The organism is Mesorhizobium sp. P171375, assembly GCF_057786075.1.
Genome location: NZ_JBYNWF010000001.1, coordinates 1,398,564 through 1,418,090, shown reverse-complemented (window position 1 = coordinate 1,418,090; position 19,527 = coordinate 1,398,564). Strand labels below are relative to the sequence as shown.

14 protein-coding genes are annotated in these 19,527 nt (G+C 64.2%); 2 read left to right on the top strand and 12 right to left on the bottom strand.

Annotated elements, in window-relative coordinates; all coding sequences use genetic code 11:
* Positions 1-15: 15 nt before the first annotated feature.
* From ACYHH6_RS06995 to rpe, 3 genes are all read right to left on the bottom strand, one after another.
* Positions 16-1,530 (bottom strand): malonate--CoA ligase, encoded by a 1,515-nt coding sequence (locus tag ACYHH6_RS06995; RefSeq protein ID WP_352582345.1) that lies wholly within the window; start codon positions 1,528-1,530, stop codon positions 16-18.
* 92 nt (positions 1,531-1,622) lie between these two features.
* Positions 1,623-2,354: a GntR family transcriptional regulator gene (locus ACYHH6_RS06990; RefSeq protein ID WP_352582347.1), complete on the bottom strand. Its 732-nt coding sequence runs from the start codon at positions 2,352-2,354 to the stop codon at positions 1,623-1,625.
* Between the two features lie 479 nt (positions 2,355-2,833).
* The gene (gene rpe / locus ACYHH6_RS06985; RefSeq protein WP_352582349.1) at positions 2,834-3,511 is read right to left on the bottom strand and encodes a ribulose-phosphate 3-epimerase; all 678 of its coding nucleotides are present in this window, start codon (positions 3,509-3,511) and stop codon (positions 2,834-2,836) included.
* Positions 3,512-3,723: 212 nt separating this feature from the next.
* Here rpe and ACYHH6_RS06980 point away from each other — a divergent pair, with 212 nt between their 5' ends.
* The gene (locus ACYHH6_RS06980) at positions 3,724-4,278 is read left to right on the top strand and encodes a dihydrofolate reductase family protein (protein ID WP_352582351.1); all 555 of its coding nucleotides are present in this window, start codon (positions 3,724-3,726) and stop codon (positions 4,276-4,278) included.
* Between the two features lie 103 nt (positions 4,279-4,381).
* Here the strand turns inward: ACYHH6_RS06980 and ACYHH6_RS06975 are convergent, their stop codons facing one another.
* The 9 genes from ACYHH6_RS06975 to bcoG all read right to left on the bottom strand — a co-directional run bounded on the left by ACYHH6_RS06975 (position 4,382) and on the right by bcoG (position 18,396).
* Positions 4,382-8,224 (bottom strand): DUF7929 domain-containing protein, encoded by a 3,843-nt coding sequence (locus ACYHH6_RS06975; RefSeq protein WP_488500411.1) that lies wholly within the window; start codon positions 8,222-8,224, stop codon positions 4,382-4,384.
* A 10-nt stretch (positions 8,225-8,234) separates the two neighbouring features.
* Positions 8,235-10,172: a hypothetical protein gene (locus ACYHH6_RS06970; protein WP_435053181.1), complete on the bottom strand. Its 1,938-nt coding sequence runs from the start codon at positions 10,170-10,172 to the stop codon at positions 8,235-8,237.
* Positions 10,173-10,600: 428 nt separating this feature from the next.
* Complete coding sequence (locus ACYHH6_RS06965) at positions 10,601-11,536, bottom strand: alpha/beta hydrolase (protein ID WP_352582356.1); 936 nt, start codon at positions 11,534-11,536, stop codon at positions 10,601-10,603.
* 110 nt (positions 11,537-11,646) lie between these two features.
* The gene (locus tag ACYHH6_RS06960) at positions 11,647-12,429 is read right to left on the bottom strand and encodes a carnitinyl-CoA dehydratase (RefSeq protein WP_112567435.1); all 783 of its coding nucleotides are present in this window, start codon (positions 12,427-12,429) and stop codon (positions 11,647-11,649) included.
* On the bottom strand, positions 12,422-14,500 hold the full coding sequence (locus ACYHH6_RS06955; protein WP_352582358.1) for an acetate--CoA ligase family protein: 2,079 nt from the start codon (positions 14,498-14,500) through the stop codon (positions 12,422-12,424). The genes ACYHH6_RS06960 and ACYHH6_RS06955 overlap by 8 nt, the downstream gene beginning before the upstream one ends.
* A gap of 68 nt (positions 14,501-14,568) precedes the next feature.
* Positions 14,569-15,732 carry an acyl-CoA dehydrogenase family protein gene (locus ACYHH6_RS06950; RefSeq protein WP_352582360.1) on the bottom strand — a complete coding sequence of 388 codons (1,164 nt, stop codon included), beginning with the start codon at positions 15,730-15,732 and terminating at the stop codon, positions 14,569-14,571.
* A gap of 5 nt (positions 15,733-15,737) precedes the next feature.
* Entirely contained in the window at positions 15,738-16,832 is a 1,095-nt protein-coding gene (locus ACYHH6_RS06945) for a carnitine 3-dehydrogenase (RefSeq protein WP_352582362.1), read from the bottom strand.
* 2 nt (positions 16,833-16,834) lie between these two features.
* Entirely contained in the window at positions 16,835-17,458 is a 624-nt protein-coding gene (locus ACYHH6_RS06940; protein WP_352582364.1) for an HD domain-containing protein, read from the bottom strand.
* A 14-nt stretch (positions 17,459-17,472) separates the two neighbouring features.
* Positions 17,473-18,396, bottom strand: a complete 924-nt coding sequence (gene bcoG / locus ACYHH6_RS06935) for a 3-dehydrocarnitine:acetyl-CoA trimethylamine transferase BcoG (protein ID WP_112565604.1) — start codon at positions 18,394-18,396, stop codon at positions 17,473-17,475.
* A gap of 134 nt (positions 18,397-18,530) precedes the next feature.
* Here bcoG and ACYHH6_RS06930 point away from each other — a divergent pair, with 134 nt between their 5' ends.
* The gene (locus ACYHH6_RS06930; protein ID WP_352582366.1) at positions 18,531-19,511 is read left to right on the top strand and encodes a GlxA family transcriptional regulator; all 981 of its coding nucleotides are present in this window, start codon (positions 18,531-18,533) and stop codon (positions 19,509-19,511) included.
* Positions 19,512-19,527: the final 16 nt, after the last annotated feature.

Below are 19,527 nucleotides of genomic sequence, written 5' to 3'. Positions count from 1 at the left end.
TGATTAGCCGGCTTCTTAACCGCCGTAGAGGCCCTTGTAGGTTTCGCGCAGCAGGTTCTTTTGCACCTTGCCCATCGTGTTGCGCGGCAATTCATCGACGAAGATGACCTGCTTCGGGTGCTTGTATTTCGCCAGCTGGCCGGCAATGGCGCCAACGATCTCGGCCCCGGTAATCTGCGAGGCAGGCTCCCGCACCACGACAGCGGTGACGCCTTCGCCGAAATCGGGATGGGCAAGACCGATGACCGCACTTTCCGCGACTCCGGCCAGCGCGTCGATCTCGCTCTCGATCTCCTTCGGATAGATGTTGTAGCCGCCGGAAATGATCAGGTCCTTGCCGCGCCCGACTATGTGGACGTAGCCGTCGGCATCGATAAGGCCGAGATCGCCGGTGATGAAGAAGCCGTCGGCGCGGAATTCCGCCTTGGTTTTCTCCGGCATGCGCCAGTAGCCGGAAAAGACATTCGGCCCCTTCACCTCGATCATGCCGACCTCGCCCTGGGCTAGCGCAGCACCACTGTCGGGATCGGCGATGCGCAGCGAAACGCCGGGGAGCGGAAAGCCGACCGTGCCGGCGCGGCGCTCGCCCTCGTACGGGTTCGACGTGTTCATGTTGGTCTCGGTCATGCCGTAGCGCTCGAGGATCGCGTGGCCGGTGCGCTCGCGCCAGGCCTTGTGCGTTTCGGAGAGCAGTGGCGCCGAGCCGGAAATGAACAGGCGGATATTTTTCGCTGCCTGCGTGTCGAGCCCCTGCTGCTGCAAGAGCCTGGTATAGAAGGTCGGCACGCCCATCAGCACCGTGGCGCGCGGCAGAAGCGAGACGATGCGGCTGGCGTCGAATTTCTGCTCGAACAGCATGGAAGCGCCGGCCATCAGGGCGACGTTGGTGGCGACGAACAGGCCATGCGTGTGGAAGATCGGCAGCGCATGGATCAGCACGTCTTCCCCCGTGAAGCGCCATTGCTCGACCAGCACGCGCGCGTTGGAGGCCAGGTTTTGGTGGCTGAGCATGGCGCCCTTCGAACGGCCGGTCGTGCCCGATGTGTAGAGGATCGCCGCGAGTTCGTCCGGCTCGCGCGCCATATCGTCAAAATCCGCGGGCTGTTGCGCGGCCTGTTCGGTCAGCGAGCCTCCACCGTTGCGGCCGAGTGTGGCGGTAACTGCGCCCGAAGCCTTTGCCAGCGGCGCGATATCGCCAGCCCGCGACGGGTCGCAGACGACCAGCCGCGGCTCGGCATCGCCGAAGAAATAGCCGAGCTCCGTCAACGTGTAGGCGGTGTTGAGCGGCAGGAAGACCGCACCGGCGCGCAGGCAGGCCAGATAAAGGAAAATGCATTCGGGGCTTTTTTCGACCTGCACCGCGACGCGGTCGCCGGGCCTGACGCCGAAATGCTTCAGCGCCTGCGCCAATTGCGCCGACCGCGCCAGCATGTCACCGTAGCGGATAGAGCGCCCGTCATCGGTCTCCATCAGGGTGCGCCCGGGCGCGGGCATGGAGTCGCGAAAGGCGTCGAACAGATAATTGCTCATGCGTCTTCCCTAGCGCATGGCCTCGAAAAAAAACAACCGCTTTTCGGAACACCGCTGCAAGCAGATTTCGGATCGAAAAACCGCAAGTGTTGCTATCTGCGGCCGCGCAACGCCTTGCTTGCCCGGAGATCGCCGCTCTCGTTGAAGCGCTCCATGCACATGGCTGCCGTCAAACGGTAGTGGTTGAGCAGCGCTTCGACGGCGCCATCGGCATCGCCATCCACGGTGCGCTCGGCAATCAGGCGATGCTCGCCGATATCGTCGCGCTCGGGCCCGTCCTGGGAGATCAGCCGATAGCGGGAGGCCTGATCGGAAAGCTGGTCACAAAAGCCGGTCAGCCAGTGCGACCGGCAGCCTGCGATCAGTGCCCGATGGAAGGCGCGATGCAGCTTTTCCCATTCCGGATTGTTCGAGGACGGATCCTCCGGCAAACGGCGCTGGGCGCGCGCCAGCCGATGCAAGGCCAGCACCAACTGCTCTTCCCACTCGCCGGTGCGGTTGGCAATGGATTCACGCAGCGCCCGCTCTTCCAGCCAGCAGCGCGTGCGCGTCAATTCCTCGAGTTCCGGGGCACTAACCGGCATGATGAAGAAACCGCGCTGGTCGTGGCGGCCGAGCAGGCCTTCCGAAGCAAGCCGGTTGAGAGCCTCGCGAACCGGCGAAGCGCCGGCGCCGTAACGGGAAACCACCCATTCGACACGAAGCTTGCTTTCACTTTCAAACACACCGCGCAGGAGATCGTCGCGAAGCTGTTGGTAGACCGTGCTGGCGAGTGTGCTCTTGGCGCCGGCGCCTTCGCTCATATCGGCAGATCCGTAGGTCAATATGACTCCTATCGCTCTCCCAAGCTCCGCCAGCCCGTTCGCGAAGCAAACGATTCCCCTGCGAATCTACTGTACCTCGTAAGGCATCCATGCCTCAAGCGAAAGATCCCGATATTCGACTTAAAGAGGAAGGTTGTACGCATCTTACTTTGGGAAAGTAACGAATATCGTGAAAAACTTGTTCTTGTGAAGAAACTTTGTGCTACTTCGCGACTCGCGTCTTCGCGACATGGTTATGAGACCAGGAACACGGGTAATTTTTTCTTAACGCACGTCAGATTGCCTAACTTGCCGCTCCCGCAATGAACACGCCCTCGGCATTCGTCCACTAGATTTTGCTGCCAGATGCTGTGATCGCGTCGCTCGCCGCGGCGGTCAGGTCCGGCGACTGCCGCCAGTTGACAGCTTTGGGGACATCTCGCCGGCTGAAAGATCAGGTCGAGAGGTCAGAGCTGTCGCGATTTTTCCTGAAACTGATGTCAGCCGGCAACCCGGTCGGCCGCGGTTCGGATGGCTTCGATATTGGCCCGGTAGGCCTCGACGCTGCCGCCCTTGAAGACGGCGGCGCCTGCCACCAGCACGTCGGCGCCGGCTGATGTAACCAGGGGAGCCGTCTCCGGCGACACGCCGCCGTCAATCTCGATGCGGATCGGCCGGTTGCCGATCAGCGCCTTGACCCGCTTGACCTTGTCGACCATGGCCGGGATGAAGGCCTGGCCGCCAAAGCCCGGATTGACGGTCATGATCAGGATCAGGTCGAGCCGGTCGAGCACATATTCGATCGAGCTTTCCGGAGTCGCCGGATTGAGCGACACGCCAGCCTTCTTGCCGAGACCCTTGATGGTCTGCAACGAACGGTCGAGATGCGGCCCAGCCTCGGCATGCACGGTCATGCCGTCGCAGCCAGCATCGGCAAAGGCGGCCAGATAGGGATCGGCCGGCGCAATCATCAGATGACAGTCGAAGAAAGCCTTGGTGCGGTTGCGGATGGCCTTGATCACCGGCGGGCCGAAAGTGATGTTGGGCACGAAATGCCCGTCCATGACATCGAGATGGATCCAGTCGGCGCCGGCCGCGGCCACCGCCTCGACCTCGTCGCCTAGCTTCGAGAAATCCGACGCCAGCACCGATGGCGCGATCAGGGTCTTCCTGCTCATGATGCAGCCCTTTTTGGGCGCCCTGTTTGCGGGCGCTGTCTGACGACTGCCTAGACCATGATCCTGAAAAGGGAAAGTCGCTATTTGCTGCGCCGCCAGCGGCCCCTTGGATGCTTCGCCTGTCGGTCCGGATTTCCATTCGCCTTGCGACAAACCGCTTGCAATTCGCAATCGGTTGTGCGCCATTCAGTGGGGACAAACGGAGAGGTCAGATGGGAAAGATCGTCTACTCCATGCTGACGTCGCTGGACGGTTTTATCGAGGGACCGTCGGGCGACATCGGCTTGCCGGTGCCCGAGGAAGAACTGCACCGGCATTTCAACGACGAGATGCGGCGGACCACGATCGCGCTCTGCGGACGCCGGATGTATGAGGCGATGCGCTTCTGGGACAGTCCGGAGCGCAAAACCGGGGGAGAGGTCGAGCGGGATTTTGCCAATGCCTGGCAAAAGACCCCGAAGATCGTGTTTTCGACGACGCTTCGCGACGTCGGACCCAATGCCCGGCTGGTGTGTGGCGATGTCGAAACCGTTGCAAGTGAGCTCAAATCGCGGACGGAGGGCGAAATCTCCGTCAGCGGCGCCGATCTTGCCGCACAATTCGCGCGGGCGGGCCTTATCGACGAATACCGGCTCTACATGCAGCCGGTGGTGCTGGGCGGCGGCAAGCCGTACTTCCAGTCCGGCCTGGCGCTGACCTTGCAGCCGCTCGGCACGCAAAGCCTTGCCCAGGGCGTGACGCTGCTGCGCTACGCGCCCGCCAGCTGAGATTCGGCCTGGAGCAGTGTGAGGATCGACAACTCTGCCGCCTGAAAGAAAATCCCGCCGGATCGCTCCGGCGGGGGTTCTATTTCTGGCTCGTATCCAGAACCTACGGCTTGAAGTTGGCCGTCGGATCCCTCTGCGGCTGTACCTGCGGCTGCTGCGTGCGCTTCGGCACCAACTGCTGAAGGATCCCCGGATTGAGCAACAGGCTCGGATCGAGCGATGGCTGTTGCCGGATGGCCCTGCAGTTCGGATACCGCCCAACCGTGCCTTCCGGGCAGCGCCGCCTGATCGGTTGGCACTGGCCGTTGATCATCACCGAGCCCGGTGCACATTCTTCCGGCCTCGGCTTGCGGCATGCGCCGTCGATCACCTGGGTGCCGCGCGGGCAAACGCACTCGCCGCGCTTGTTGTGGATCTGGCCGCGTATGTCGCACTGTTCCAGCACAGGCCGCTTCTGCCGGCAGGCACCGTCCCGCACCTCGGTGCCGCGTGGGCAGACGCAATTGCCGTTGGTGTCATGAACCTGGCCGCGGATGGTGCACTGCTCGGGCTTCGGCCGGATCGGCCGGCAGGCTCCATTGCGCACCTCGGTCCCACGCGGGCAGACACAATCGCCATCGGCGTCATGAACCTGGCCGCGGATGGTGCACTGCTCGGGCTTCGGCCGGATCGGCCGGCAGGCTCCATTGCGCACCTCGGTCCCACGCGGGCAGACACAATCGCCATCGGCATCATGAACCTGGCCGCGTATGGTGCACTGCTCGGGCTTCTGCTTGTCGCGCACGCAGGCATTTGCCTGTCGGTCGAGATGCGTGCCGTCCGGGCAGTAGCAGCCATTGCCGTCCGACGTCGGGACCGAACCGGGGATGGTGCAGCCCGGCTTGTCGATCTTGACGCAGGCGCCGTTCTCGAGCTCGGTTCCGCGCGGGCAGACACAGCGTCCGTCCTCGGTGCGGATCTGGCCCTTGAGCAGCACGCAGGGCCTTGGCTTTGGCTCGACGATGACGCCGCCGCCGGGCGAGCACTGGCCGTTGCGGAACGTCATGCCTTCCGGACACACGCACCGGCCGGCGTCGTTCATCACAAAGCCCGGCGAGCACTCTTTCTTCCCCTCGCGCTTGATGGTGAAGGGATGGCAGGCATAGGCCTTGCCGCGACCGCCCTGGATGTTGGTCTGATCGCCGGACAACACGTCGCCGCCTTGCACCCTGGTATCAGGAGACAAGACACCGACGCAGTTCTGGCCGCTGACATTACCCTGCAGGTTGGCCAGCGGGGCGTCGGGAAGGACCACGGTGACAGTGTGCACGTGGCTTTCCCCGGCGCCGAGCGTCAGGTTGGCGATGCAGGACAGAGGCAGCGTCGTCGGTTCCGGCGAGCAGCCGAAGGGCGGCTCGATCGACGTGATCGCAACGCCTTCCAGCCGGCCGAGCCCGTCCACGCCGATCGCATCGCCGATGCGGACCGGACCGGAGAATGTGGTCTGGCCGTCATTGGTGATGGTGATCTCGAACGAGCAGGGTTGTCCCGGCTGGCACTCGGCGTCGCCGGTCTTCTTGACGCTGATGGTGGAGGTGCCACCGCCCTTGGCGCAGGCCTGGCCGAACGGGTAGACGACGTCGTCTCCCGGAGCCGGGCCGTACGAGCCGCGTGCGCAGTTCTCGAACGCGCCATTGGCCGAAACCGTCACGTCGAAGTGCCGGCTGGTTCCAGGCGTCATCACGGCGCCGGGAATCTGGCACGACAGCGCGTTGGCCGGAACCGCTCCGCAGGCCCATTCCGCACCGTCGGGTATGACAGTCTGGATCTGGACCGGCGCGCCCCCCGAGATCAGCGTGGCGGCATCGTTGACCCGCACCGGACCGGTGGGGGCAGAGGTGCCAAGGCTGATGACGGTGATGCGGCAGGAAACCACCGCCGCGCCGGCCAGCGAGCCGCTGCACACCTTGGTTATGCGCAAGGTTGGCTTGCCGCCTTTGGGATGCCGGAAGCGTTCCTTGGCGCAGGACTTGTTGTTGGTGAGGTCGACCTCACCGGGAACGGGCTTCAGCGCCGCGCAGTTTTCCACCGAGTCCGACTGGTAGCCGGCCGGCATCACCGCCTTGACGACGATCGGCGTCGAGGCGCCCGGCATCAGCACGATGCCGGCATTGTCGCAGCGGAACTGGCCGGGGCCGTTGGGTCCGCATGTCCAGGGCGGAGACGGGCCGAAGGTCGAAGAGGCCGGCGCGCCGCCCGGGTAATTGTCGATGACCGTCAGCGGCCCATTATAGGGGACACTGCCGTTGTTGATAATGTCGATCACGAAGTAGCAGATGCCGTCGGGCGTACAGACCGGAATGCGGGCACGCTTCTTCAGGATCAGGTCGACCTTCTTGTCGACCGGCGGCCGGCAGTCCGGGTTGCGATCGCCACGCCGGCAGATCGGGATCGAGGCGCAGCCACGATCGTTCTGCTGGCTGCCGAACAGCGGTTTGCCGCTGGCGCCGTAATTGTAGGTGGCGCAGTTGCGCAGCGCGCTGCCTTGCCAGCCGCCCGCCGGCTTGAAGCCGAGCTTGAGGTCGACGGAGGCGCCCGGATTGAGCGTAGTCACCGGATAGGTGCACGTCATCGGGGTCACGCCGGGCACGCAGACCCAGGGCGGATTAGGCCCTGAATCCAGCGTCGAGCCGGCCGGCAGCGTCACCTCGTCGAGCACGATCTTGCCGTGATACGGCCCGTCGCCGACATTGGTGACCCGGATGGTGAAGTCGCAGCCGCCGCCCATCGTGCAACGTGTGACATCGGCGCGTTTCTCGACCTTGAGGTCCGGCTCCCTGTCCTTGGGCGGACATCTCAGGTCACGCGGGATGACGATGTCGATGGTCTGCGTGCAGCACAGGCCCCAACCCTCCTCCGGGCCGGCATAGGTTTCGATGCCGGTGACGATGAGGTGGATGACGTCGCCAGGCGATGCGCCGACGATCTTCCAGTTGAGCACGCCGCCGCCCGCCGGCACCAGCTGGGTGTCGGGGATGATGGTGATGCCGGGCGTCGTCGTCGACACCTGCACCCACTTGCCGCCCATCTCCGGGCCGACAGGCATGTGATAGATGAAGGCGCCGCCGCCCGGCACGCAATCGACCGTGCCGCGCTCCACCTTGAAGCATTCCCGGTCGGGAGGCGGAGGCCGCTTGTCGCAGTTGCTGAGATCGATCCGGATCGAGGTCTTCACGCCGGTCTTGTAGTCGCCATCGTCGGGCTTGCCCAGATCCTGCGACGGGATGATGATCCCGGTGCCGGCTCCGTTTGTAATCTTGATCAGGCCCTGATTGTCGATGATCGTCGGCAAGGGAAACGCCGCGTGGTCGATCTTGGCCGTGATCTGGAAGTTGATGACGCGTTCGTTGGCAGCGCCCGCACCGTCGAGATCGGCGGCGGAGAGCCGGAAATCGGACACGGTTGCCGTATCGTTCGGATCGGCCGAGGTGCTGATCGAAACGCCGGGCAGCGGGCCGCCCGCAGCGTCCGTGCCGTCGCCCGACATATGCGCGCTGACGATCGACAGGCCGTGCGGAAGCTGGTCCTTGAACTCGATCTTGAGCTTCTTCAACAAGGCAATCATGCCCGGGTCGGCAAAGCTTTGCGCATCGCCGCGCAGGCCGAAGCTCAGGGAGTAGACGACGTAGTCGCAGCTCCGCTGGGTGCCTTTCTTGGTGAAGAACGGCACGACCCGTTCCGGCCTCGGAGTGATGATTTTCGAATTATCGAGGTCGAGCCGCAGTTCCGGCGTGATCGGGACGGCGTCATCGGCGTGGCTTGCCACAGGGGTGTACATGGCGACCGCGATACCGGCCGCCATCAGCCAGCGCGCGCCGCGCCTGGCGTATGACAGGGGTCCCATGAAGGTCTCCATGACGGTTTTCTGGTTGCGCGTCGCGGTGGGGGAAAGTGCAGAAATGTTCATCTCTCCCTCCTCAACGTTCGCAACTGACGGCTGGGGTTCTGAGCGGCAAAGTCATCTTGCAGCAAGGGTAGTAGCCACCCTTGTCCTTGTCGGACTGCCTGTAGAAGCAGAGCCCGACATCGACTGTGTCGCCCGGATAGTGGCCGGTGATGTCGACCGTGTAAGGCTTGCCGGGCGCATGCGACTGGGGTGATGTCACCCCGACGCCTGGCGTCCTGGACTGGGCCTTGATCGAATCGCCGCCGAAGCCGGCATGGTCATGGAGATAGAGGTCGGCCTGGAGGCCGCGAGGTGTGCAGTAGAACTGGACATCCTCGACATCGATGCACGGCGGCAGATCGCCGGGCGGTGGGAAATCAGGCGGATAGAACGGCGGCAGGTAACCGCCGGGGATTTCTTCATAGTAGCCGGCACGGCCTTCGCAGGGGTGCCAGACCTCGACGTCGCCGACATGGCCTTCCACTTCGGGGTCTTCGAAATAGCTATCGAAATCGACGAACCAGGAGCCGAAGGGCGGCACGTTGGCCGGCTTGACCAGCGGCGTCGGCGTGATCTGCACGCCGTGCACGGCGAGCGGCCCGCCGGCGGCGAGCTGGTCGGCCAGTGTCGGATTGTCGCGCAGCTTGTCGCCGGTGTTGACCAGCGTATCGGTGCAAACGCCGGTGTCGAGATTGCCGTCGGCGTCATAGCCATATTGCAGATCAAGGCCGCCGGCCGACTGCCGGTTGCCTTGCGGGAAGCCGACTGCATATTCCTGCGGCTCTTCCACCCATTCCGATTCGGTCGCCGGATCGTCCGGGTTTTCGCGCCAATAGCGGATGACCTCGCCTTTGCCGGAATCGGCGAACTGGCTGTAATCGTAGCGGTTTTCCACCGGGCCGCGCTGCGCCAGGTACATGAAGCCCTTGACGTCGAAGGCAATGTCGGTGACGGCGTAGTCCTTGTCGGCCTTGACCGTCAGCTCCCAGCGCGGATCGCCGGCAAAGCTGCCGTCGCGGGCAATGCCCACCGACCAGATCTCGGCCTCCTCGCCGACCGAGTAGTAGACCCGGCCGCCGTGATAGGCGACCGCCCAGACACGGCGCTCGTCCTGCGTATAGCCCCAGGTGTCGGGGTCTTCCGAGTCGAACGCAGCACCCTGTATGTCCATTACCGCGCCGTCGTCGGCGACGGGCGCGAGCCCATGCGCCGGCCGCCCGGCAACGCCGTGGTCGAACGTGTCGATCAGCATGCCGTCGGACGCGAGGCGATGGATGAGGCCGGTGTCGAGGTCGCTGGCGAAGAACTCGCGGTGATTGCTGTCGAAGCTGACGTCGCCGATGCCGGGACCGCTGTTGGTGTCGATGTCGGCGAATCTGGAGACGGCGCCGGTGATGCCGTCGATCTTCCAGATCGTGCCGGGACCGCCACCATTTTCGGTGCCGAACTGGCCGTCCATGAAGACGGCGCCGGCCGTGCCGCGGCGCTGCCGCTCAGGGCGGCCGTCGGAATCTTCGTCAGGGGTGACGATGCGGATGCCGTGCAGCGAGCTGGCGCCGGCATAGAGGTTGGGGATGCCTGACGGGACGCCATCGCGCACGCCGTCATCATAGGTGACGGCGAACACCTGGCCGATCTGCTCCGCCGTCACCTCGAAGGGCGGCGGCGTGTAGACGAGCTGGCCGGAGGCCGGTCCGCCCAGCGCTGAAACGTCGAAAACGCGCAAGGTGGCGCGCGTCGTGTCGATAAAGGTCTCATCGACCGGGTCGACCCCGGGCGGCAACCCTTCGTCGAAATTGGGAATGACGGTGCCGGAAAACCCGGTCACCGTCATCGAGCCGGGATAGATGATCTGGGTTTCCTGCGCCCGGGCAGCTGTGCCCAGCCAAAGCGTGGCGCTCAGCGCCAGCACAAGCAAACCGCCGGCCAGATGGAGCGAATGGCGCAAACCGCTGCGTGGAGATGGCATGGACGTGCCGCGATCGCAGGACATAAAACTCCCCCCGAAGTTTTCGGGAGGAACTTCCGGTCCGGCCGGCCGAATCAGGGCAAGGCGCGTCGTTCCGGCACGTTCGTCCCTGATCGAATTGTCTGCTTTCCTCATCCTCACGATACGCCTGCTCCTGCGCAGGGTCAACGGAATCAGCCGGAAGCCCAGCGCATCGACCCCGTCCCGAAGGCGGTGGTCGCGCTGAGCTCCCGTTGTTCCCGGAGACCTGCGAGTCTCTGGGGTCCTGGTCATTGGGGGCATCCTTTCCGGCCCCGCACCATGCGGCGCCTGAGCGTCAGTCGCAGGCGGAAGCGGAAAGGTTCATGCAAAACGGCGGCTGGGACTGTTCGCCATTTCACAGAAGCGGCGAACGACTTTATTTTTCAGGCAGATTTGTCGGCGAATGATCACCAGGTCCAGCCGCCTCGGCCCAGCACCGAGACCACCTCGACGATGCGGCTGAAGCTGGCGCGCGCCCGTCCGACCGTGTGCCTGGCCCGGAGATAGCCATGCACCAGCCCCGGCTCCTCGAACCAGGTGGCGTGGCCGCCCGCGGCGAGGACGCGGTCGCGATAGGCCTCGCCATCGGACGACAGCGGGTCGCATTGTGCGGTGATGAGCACGGTTGGCGGCAGGTCGGTGAAATCCGCGTCGGCGAGCGGCGACAAAGCGATGTCACCGGAGCCGTCAGCGCCGCCGGTGCGGACGTGCTTGTAGAATTCGAGATCGCGCATGGTCAGCATCGGCGCTTCCGCATGCGTCACGTAGGAGCCCCTCGAGCTGTCGCCGCCGAGGCCGGGATAGATCAGCACCTGGCCGATTGGCCGCTTAGCATGGCCGCGCGTTGCGTGGGCAACGGCCGCGCAGAGATTGCCGCCGGCGCTGTCGCCGCAGAGCACAACGGGGCGGTCGTACGTCGAGGCCGCCCATTCGAAGGCATGCAGCGCATCGTCGAAGGCGGCCGGATGCAGATGCTCCGGCGCCAGCCGGTAGTCGACGGAGACAACCTCGAAGCCGGTGCGAGCGCACAATTCGGCGCAGACATCGTCATGGCTGTCGAGCCCGCCGAGGATGAAGCCGCCACCATGGATGTAGAGCACCATCGCCGCCTTGTTCGGGGTACCGCTACGATAGATGCGGATCGGAATATCGTGCGCGGCAATGATGGTCGTTTCCGCCGTCACGCCATCGGGATAGCCGGCAAAGAATTCGCGGCACATCCGGTCATAAATCGCGCGCTGCTGGGCGATGGTGTAGTCGATCGTGTCGGGCGGGTAAAAGGAATTGGTCCGCTCGATGAAGGCCCAGGTCTCGGCGTCGATGAGGGTTTTGTAGTCGGTCATGCTGCTCCTTACCTCCCCCGGGGAGGTCGCCGCGAAACGGCGGGTGGCGGCGCATCACCCCACCCCGGACCTTCGGTCCGACCCTCCCCATCGAGGGGAGGGTAAAGAGGCTACTTCCCCTTCCAAACCGGATCGCGCTTTTCCGCAAAGGCGCGAAAACCTTCCATATTGTCGTCTGACCCATAAAGCGCATCGACGGTCGCCAATTGCCGGCGCGTCACGCGGTTCATCGCATCCTGGAAGGTCAGCGCCTCGGCCACCCGCGCCGTCTCCTTGATCGCGGCGAACACCAGCGGCGGACCACTGGCCAGCAGCCTTGCAATCTCCCAGACACGGTCTTCGAGCTTTTCCTTGGGCAGCACTTCGTTGACCAGCCCCCAGCGATGCGCCTCGGCGACATCCATCCAGCGGCCGGTGAGCAGCAGATCCATGGCGACATGATAGGGAATGCGCTTGGGCAGCTTGATCGTCGCGGCATCAGCCAGCGTGCCGGCGCGGATTTCGGGCAGTGCGAAGGAGGAATGGTCGGAGGCGTAGATGAGATCGCAGGACAGCGCCAACTCGAAGCCGCCGCCGACCGCCATGCCGTTGACGCAGGCGATGACCGGCTTGTTCATGTCGCGCAGCTCCTGCAGACCGGCAAAGCCGCCGACGCCATAGTCGCCATCGACCGCGTCGCCGCCGGCGGCGGCCTTCAAATCCCAGCCGGCGCAGAAGAACTTGTCACCGGCGGTCTTGACGATGGCGACGCGAAGCTCCGGATCGTCGCGGAACGCCTTGAACGTCTCGCCCATCAGCCGCGACGTCTTGAGATCGATGGCATTGGCCTTCGGCCGGTCGAGCGTGACCTCGAGGATAGTGCCCTCGCGGCGGGTCGAAATGACGTCAGACATTCTTCTTCTCTCCCAGCACCAGCAGCGCGTCGGCGATCCAGGCGCCCTTGCCCTCGGCGCAGACGATCAGCGGGTTGATGTCGAGTTCCTCGATCTCGCCGGCGTTCTTCTGCACGAAGCTGGCAATGCCCGCGATCGCCTCGATGGCGGCCGCGACATCGGACTTGGGCCGGCCGCGATAGCCTTCAAGCAACGGGAACAGTTTCAGGCGGCGCAACGCCGCCTCGATATCATCGCGCGTCGCTGGCAGCATCAAGGTGACGCTGTCGCGCAACAGCTCGACCAGCACACCGCCAGTGCCCAGCGTCATGACGGCGCCGAACATCGGGTCGCGGGTGAAGCCGACGATCAGTTCGGCGACGCCATCGCGCACCATGCGCTCGACATAGAGCCCGGTGCCGAGCGGCAGCAAATCATGCGCCGCCGTGCTGACGGATTCGGCATCCCTCAGGTTCAACCTGACAGCGCCGACTTCCGACTTGTGGGTGACGCCGAGCGCCTTCAGCGCCACCGGGAAGCCGAGCGCCATCGACGAGATGACGGCGTCGACCGCATTGGCGGCGCGTTCGCCCTTCGGCACCGGCAAGCCGGCCGTGATCAGCCGCTCCTTGGCTTCGGCCTCGTCAGGCGTCACATGGCCGCCTTCGGCAGCGCCCGCAGCCGACGTGTCGATGGGTTGAGCCTGCGGCTCGGCCCAGGCCCAGGCGATGAAGGCTGCCGCACCCGCGGCGTCCATGGCCTCGGAAATGCCGAACAACGGCACCATGCCGCGCGCCATCAGCTCGGCGGTGTATTCCTCCGGCAGGTTCTCCGGCAACGACGAGACGATGGCGCCATGCGCCTGGTTGGTCTTCAGCGCCGATTCGAAGGCGCGCAGCGTCGCCCACCAGTCGGTGACCGAGCAGCGGTCCGGGCGCGGAAAATCAAGCACCAGCATGTTGAGGTCGAAGCCGCCCGACACCATGGCGGTGAAGGTAGCGGTCATCGCCGGCTCGTTGTTCCAGATGAAGGTGTGGTAGTCCAATGGGTTGGCGACAGCGACCAGCGGCCCGAGCGTCGATTTGACATGGGCGCGGTGCTTGCTGGTGAGCTCCGGGAAGTTGACCCAGCGCCCTTCGGCGCTGTCCGCCATGACCGAGGCTTCGCCACCAGAGCAGCTCATCGACGACAGACGATAGCCGGGCAGTGGACCGGTGACGTGCAACAGCTTCAGCGCCTCGATGAAGGCGGGTATGGAATCGACACGCGCAATGCCGAGCCGCCGCAGGAACGCGCCCGAGGCGGCATCCGAACCGGCGAGCGAAGCGGTGTGCGAGACGGTCGCCTGCCTCGCCTGTTCGGAGCGTCCGACCTTCATGGCGATGATCGGCTTCTTCAGCTCGCGCGCTCGTGCGGCCAGTTTCTCGAAGCCGGCTACCGAATCGAAAGCTTCGATGTGCAAACCGAGCGACGTCACCCGCTCGTCCTCTATCAGGCCGAGCGCCATTTCGGACAGGCCGGTCTGCGCCTGGTTGCCGGCGGTCATCAGGAAAGCGATCGGCAGGCCGCGCTTCTGCATCGTCATGTTGATGGCGATGTTGGACGACTGGGTGATGATGGCGACGCCCTTGGCGCCTTCGGGCAGCCTGATGCCGCCATGCTGGTCGGGCCACAGCAACGCGCCGTCGGCATAGTTGATCAGGCCATAGCAGTTCGGGCCGATGATCGGCATCTGGCCGGCAGCAGCGACCAGTTCGGCCTGCAGCCGCTCACCATCGTCGTCATAGGCCTCGGTCTCGAGAAAGCCGGCGGCAAAGCAGACGGCGCCGCCGGCGCCACGCTCGGCCAGCGCCTTGACCACCTCGATGGTCAAGTGCCGGTTGACGCCGACAAAGGCAGCGTCGGGCGCACCGGGAAGGTCTGCAACAGAACGATAGGCCTTGCGGCCGGCGACCTCGTCCTTGGTCGGATGCACCGGCCAGATCTCGCCGGCAAAGCCCATTTTGATCGATTGCGCGACGACGGCAGCGGCCTGCGCCCCGCCAAACACGGCGATGGATTTTGGGCGCAGGAGACGTTCGAGTTTATGCATGGCCATCTTTTCGTTTGAGCATGATCTTCTCCCCAAAACCGGACCCCGGTTTTGGGGTACATCATGCTCTATGCTCCGAACGGACGCAGCAGCGCCCGCGAAATAATATGTCGCTGAATCTCCGAAGTGCCTTCCCAGATGCGCTCGACGCGCGCATCGCGCCAGATGCGCTCCAGCGGCAGGTCGTCCATCAGCCCCATGCCGCCATGGATCTGGATTGCTTCGTCGGCAACAAAGGCGAGCATTTCGGTAGCCTTCAGCTTGGCCATGGCCATGTCCTGATCGGTCACGGTGCCCTGATCGTACTTCCAGCCGGCTTCGAACACCATCAGGTCGGCGGCCTTCAATTCGGTCGCCATGTCGGCCAGCTTGAACGATACGCCCTGGAACTTGCCGATCTGCTGGCCGAACTGCTGGCGCTGCGCGGAATACTCGATGGCATGGCCAAGCGCCCGCTCGGCGCGGCCGAGGCAAGTGGCGCCAACCTGCAGGCGGGTGGCGCCAAGCCAGGAATTGGCGACTTCAAAGCCCTTGTGCCCTTCGCCCAGAACCTGGCTTGCCGGCAGGCGGCAATCGTCGAATTCAAGGATGGCATTGGTGTAGCCCCGATGCGAGACGTTGCGGTAGCCGTCGCGTACGGTGAAACCCTTGGTGCCCTTGTCGACGAAGAAGGCGGTGATCTTCTTGCGCTTGCCACGCGGCGTTTCTTCCTCGCCGGAAGCCATGAAGACGATGGCAAAGTCGGCCAGATCGGCATGGCTGATAAAATGCTTGGTGCCGTTGAGCACCCAGTCGTCACCGTCCTGCACGGCGGTCGCTTTCATGCCGCGCAAATCGGAGCCGGCGCCGGGCTCGGTCATCGCCAGGCAGTCCCACTTTTCGCCACGGATGCAAGGGAACAGGTATTTTTCGCGCTGTTCCTGCGTGCCGGCCAGAAGGATGTTGGAGGGGCGCGCCACGCAGGTCCAGTGCAGCGCGTAATTGGCGCGGCCGAGCTCCTTTTCGTAGAGCAGCCAGGTCACCGTATCGAGGCCGGCGCCACCGACATCGGCCGGCATGTTCGCGGCGTAGAGTCCGGCTTCGATCGCCTTGACCTTGATCTCCTCGATCAGCTCTCGGCGCAGCACGCCGGTGCGCTCGACCTCACGCTCATGCGGGTAAAGCTCGTTCTCGACGAATGCACGCGTCGTCTCGACGATGAGCTTCTGTTCCTCCGACAGCCCGAAATCCATGGTCTTCAGCCTTTCTTCTTTTTCTTCGGCTTTTCCACCTTCTTCACCGGCTTCGACGCCTTGGCCTTTTCAGCAGCCTTGGAAGCGGCCGGCTTCTTCGCCGCCAGCTTGGCCAGCTGCCTGGTGTAGTCCTTGTGCAAGGCGCCGGCGCCCCAGCCTTTGCCTTTGTTCTGTTTCGACAGAGCATCCATGATCGCGACCAGATTGTCGTCGCGGATCTTTTCCAGCTCGCGGATCGACAGGCCATGCGCCTGGTCGTCCGACTGGGTGGCAATCAGGTCGACCAATTCGTCATTGAACTCCGGCACGTCCATAAGCTTGGTCCACGGCCATTTCAGGCACGGCCCGAACTGCGCCATGAAGTGGCGCATGCCGGCCTCGCCGCCGGCGACGCGGTAGACCTGGAACATGCCCATCTGCGCCCAGCGCAGGCCGAAGCCGTAGCGCATGATGTCGTCGAGCTCCTCGACGGTGCAGATGCCGTCCTTGATCAGCCACAGCGCCTCGCGCCAGGCGGCTTCCAGCAGGCGGTCGCCGACAAAGGCCTCGATCTCCTTGCGGATGACGACAGGCTTCATGCCGATCGAAGCATAGATTTCCTTGGCGACCTCGATCGCCTCGGGGAACGTCTGCTCGCCCCCGACGATCTCGACCAGCGGCAGGAGATAGACCGGGTTGAAGGGATGTCCGACAACCAATCGCTCCGGATGCTTCTTCATCGCCACCTGCATGTCGGTCGGCTTGATGCCGGAGGTCGACGAGCCGACGATGGCGTTGGCGGGTGCATAAAGATCGATTTCGGCCAGCACACGGTGTTTCAGGTCGAGCCGTTCCGGCACGCTCTCCTGGATGAAATCGGCGTCCGCCACCGCCTCGGCGATGGTCTTGGCGAAGGTCAGCTTGCCCTCCTTGGGCAAGCCGCCGGGAACCATCTGCTTGTAGGCGCGGCGCGCGCCCTTCATCACTTCCGAGACCTTGCGCGACGCTTCCGGGTCCGGATCGAAGATCGACACGTCGATGCCGTTGAGCAGCAGCCGCGCCACCCAGCCGGCGCCGATGACACCGCCGCCAATGGCGGCCGCCTTGTTGACGATGCTCATGGTCAGGCTCCGGTTCTTGTCTTGGTTGTTTGAGGGTCGATGAGAGGCACGCGCTCGCCGGCGCGGACCACGGAGGGGTCGTAGGCCTTGCGGGCGAAGACTTCGAGCACGAAGGGCCGGAAGAATTCGATCGGCAGCGTCTCATAATCGGGGTCGAAGCTCGACTGGTCCCAGCGTTCGCAAAACTGATCGCAATCGTCGAAATAGGCATGGCCGGCGAAGCGGTCGCGGGCGTGACGGTTGCCGCCGAGATGGTGAGCGTAATAGAGGCGCTGGAAGTCGCCGTGCTTTTCCACCACCCAGGTGCATTGCTCGCGCACGAAAGGTTTCAGGATCGAAGCAGCGTATTCGTCGTGATTGTAAGGCGCATAGATATCGCCGATATCGTGCAGCAGCGCGCAGGCGATCCAGTCGGTGTCGGCGCCATCGCGCCACGCCCGCGTCGCCGCCTGCAGCGAATGGCCGAGCCGGGTGATCTTGTAGCCGGACAGGCCTTCGTCGAGCTGCACCAGCGCGTCGAGCAGCCGCTCGCCGGTCTTGGCGGCATAGTCGATTTCATGGGCGGTCAGGAACTCGCAATCGTCCTTGTCGCCATCCTTCATCGCGGTGAATTTGACGGTAGCCATGATCCGCTCCCGTTTTACGCAGCGGCTGCGATCGGCGCCCGCTTGGTCAGGTTCAGCTTCTTGCGCACTTCCTCCGGCCCGAGGATACGGGCGCCGAGATTGGTGACGATGCTGGCGGCGCGCTCGACCAGTTGTGCATTGGTTGCCAGCACGCCCTTGTCGAGCCACAGATTGTCTTCGAGCCCGACGCGGACATTGCCGCCGGCGAGAACCGCCGCTGCTGCGTAGGCCATCTGGTTGCGGCCGATGGCGAAGGCAGACCAGTTCCAGGTCGACGGCACATTGTTGACCATCGCCATGAAGGTATTGAGGTCGTCGGGCGCACCCCACGGCACGCCCATGCAGAGTTGCACCAGCGCATCGGCGTTGAGCACCTTTTCCTCGACCAGCTGCTTGGCAAACCAAAGATGACCGGTGTCGAAGGCTTCTATCTCCGGCTTGACGCCGAGCGCCGTCATCATGCCGCCCATGGCACGCAGCATGCCGGGCGTGTTGGTCATGACATAGTCGGCTTCGGCGAAGTTCATGGTGCCGCAATCCAGCGTGCAGATTTCCGGCAGACACTGGCGCACATGTTCCATGCGGTTGGTGGCGCCGCCCATGTCGGTGCCTTTTTCGTTGAGCGGCAATGGCGCCTCCGGCGAACCGAAGACCATGTCGCCGCCCATACCGGCGGTGAGGTTGAGCACCACATCGACATTGGCGTCGCGGATGCGCTCGGTCACTTCGCGGTAGAGATGGACATCACGGCGGGGCTTGCCGGTTTCAGGGTCGCGGACATGGCAGTGGACGATGGCAGCACCGGCCTTGGCCGCATCGATCGCCGAATCGGCAATCTGCTTGGGCGAGCGCGGCACATGCGGCGAGCGGTCCTGCGAGCCGCCGGATCCGGTCACGGCACAGGTAATGAAAACCTCACGGTTCATCGCGAGCGGCATGGAACTCTCCTCCCAAACATCAGCCGTGCATGTCGCCCAAAAGTGGGAACCGGTTTTGGGATAACGACATGCACAAGAACAGGCCAACAATGATCGGACTTGCGGGGGACTGTTTTGCGATTTACGAACCTTCCATGATCAAAAGCGAAAAACCGACCATCTTTCGCTCGGAACGCTCGCCGCTCAAGGTGACGCTGCTGGTGTTTTCCGGCTCGTCCATCATGTGTGTGGCATCGGCCGTCGACCCGCTGCGCGCCGCCAACCGCATCTCCGGCGAGACCCTGTTCGATTTTAACCTGGTCTCGGTCACCGGCGAGGCGCCGGTCACCACATGCGGCCTGCCGGTGGCGGTCAGCGGCCGCTTCGATGCAACAGAGCCAACCGACGTGCTTGTCGTCGTCGCCGGCTTCGGCACCCAGAATTACGCGACATCAGCGCTGCTCTCCGGTCTGCGCCGCGCGGCCCGTGCGGCCCGTGCCTGTGGCGGCGTCGAGGCCGGTACCTGGCTAGTGGCGCGGGCGGGTCTCTTGGAAGGGCGCAGCGCCACCACCCATTGGGAAGACATGGAGGATTTTTCGTCGGCCTTTCCCGGCGTTGATGTCCGTCCCGACCGCTACGTCATCGATGGGCCCGTCTTCACCTCGGGTGGGGCGTCGCCGACCTTCGACCTGATGCTGCATCTGATCCGTACGCGCCTCGGCATGGCCGTGGCGCTCGATGTCGCCAGCGTCTTCATCTACGACCAGGCGCGCGCCGCGACCGATGCGCAACCGCTGGTCTCGCTCGGCCGGCTCGACGGCTACGACCCGCGGCTGGCGCAAGCGATCCGGCTGATGGAATCGCATGTCGACCAGCCGCTGACCATAGATGCGGTGGCGAAACGCGCCGGGGTGACGGCACGAACATTGGAAAGCATTTTTCGCAAATCGATCGGCGAGACGCCCGGCGCCTACTATCTCAGGCTACGGCTGGGCGCGGCGCGGCGGCTGGTGGTCGACACGCGGATCGCCATGGCGGATATTGCCGGGCGGACGGGATTTTCGTCCGCCGCGGCATTTTCCAGAGCGTTTTCAAGAGCGTTCGGCGAAGCGCCGGTGCGGCTCCGCCGAGGTTGATGCATGTCGCCCAAAC

Bases quoted from the DNA above. Each gene is read 5' to 3' on its own strand.
- bcoG (WP_112565604.1), bottom strand. From the start codon at position 18,396: ATGCCGCTCGCGATGAACCGTGAGGTTTTCATTACCTGTGCCGTGACC.
- ACYHH6_RS06970 (WP_435053181.1), bottom strand. From the start codon at position 10,172: ATGCCATCTCCACGCAGCGGTTTGCGCCATTCGCTCCATCTGGCCGGC.
- ACYHH6_RS06995 (WP_352582345.1), bottom strand. From the start codon at position 1,530: ATGAGCAATTATCTGTTCGACGCCTTTCGCGACTCCATGCCCGCGCCC.
- ACYHH6_RS06950 (WP_352582360.1), bottom strand. From the start codon at position 15,732: ATGGATTTCGGGCTGTCGGAGGAACAGAAGCTCATCGTCGAGACGACG.
- ACYHH6_RS06955 (WP_352582358.1), bottom strand. From the start codon at position 14,500: ATGCATAAACTCGAACGTCTCCTGCGCCCAAAATCCATCGCCGTGTTT.
- ACYHH6_RS06940 (WP_352582364.1), bottom strand. From the start codon at position 17,458: ATGGCTACCGTCAAATTCACCGCGATGAAGGATGGCGACAAGGACGAT.
- ACYHH6_RS06975 (WP_488500411.1), bottom strand. From the start codon at position 8,224: ATGAACATTTCTGCACTTTCCCCCACCGCGACGCGCAACCAGAAAACC.
- rpe (WP_352582349.1), bottom strand. From the start codon at position 3,511: ATGAGCAGGAAGACCCTGATCGCGCCATCGGTGCTGGCGTCGGATTTC.
- ACYHH6_RS06945 (WP_352582362.1), bottom strand. From the start codon at position 16,832: ATGAGCATCGTCAACAAGGCGGCCGCCATTGGCGGCGGTGTCATCGGC.
- ACYHH6_RS06980 (WP_352582351.1), top strand. From the start codon at position 3,724: ATGGGAAAGATCGTCTACTCCATGCTGACGTCGCTGGACGGTTTTATC.
- ACYHH6_RS06930 (WP_352582366.1), top strand. From the start codon at position 18,531: ATGATCAAAAGCGAAAAACCGACCATCTTTCGCTCGGAACGCTCGCCG.
- ACYHH6_RS06965 (WP_352582356.1), bottom strand. From the start codon at position 11,536: ATGACCGACTACAAAACCCTCATCGACGCCGAGACCTGGGCCTTCATC.
- ACYHH6_RS06960 (WP_112567435.1), bottom strand. From the start codon at position 12,429: ATGTCTGACGTCATTTCGACCCGCCGCGAGGGCACTATCCTCGAGGTC.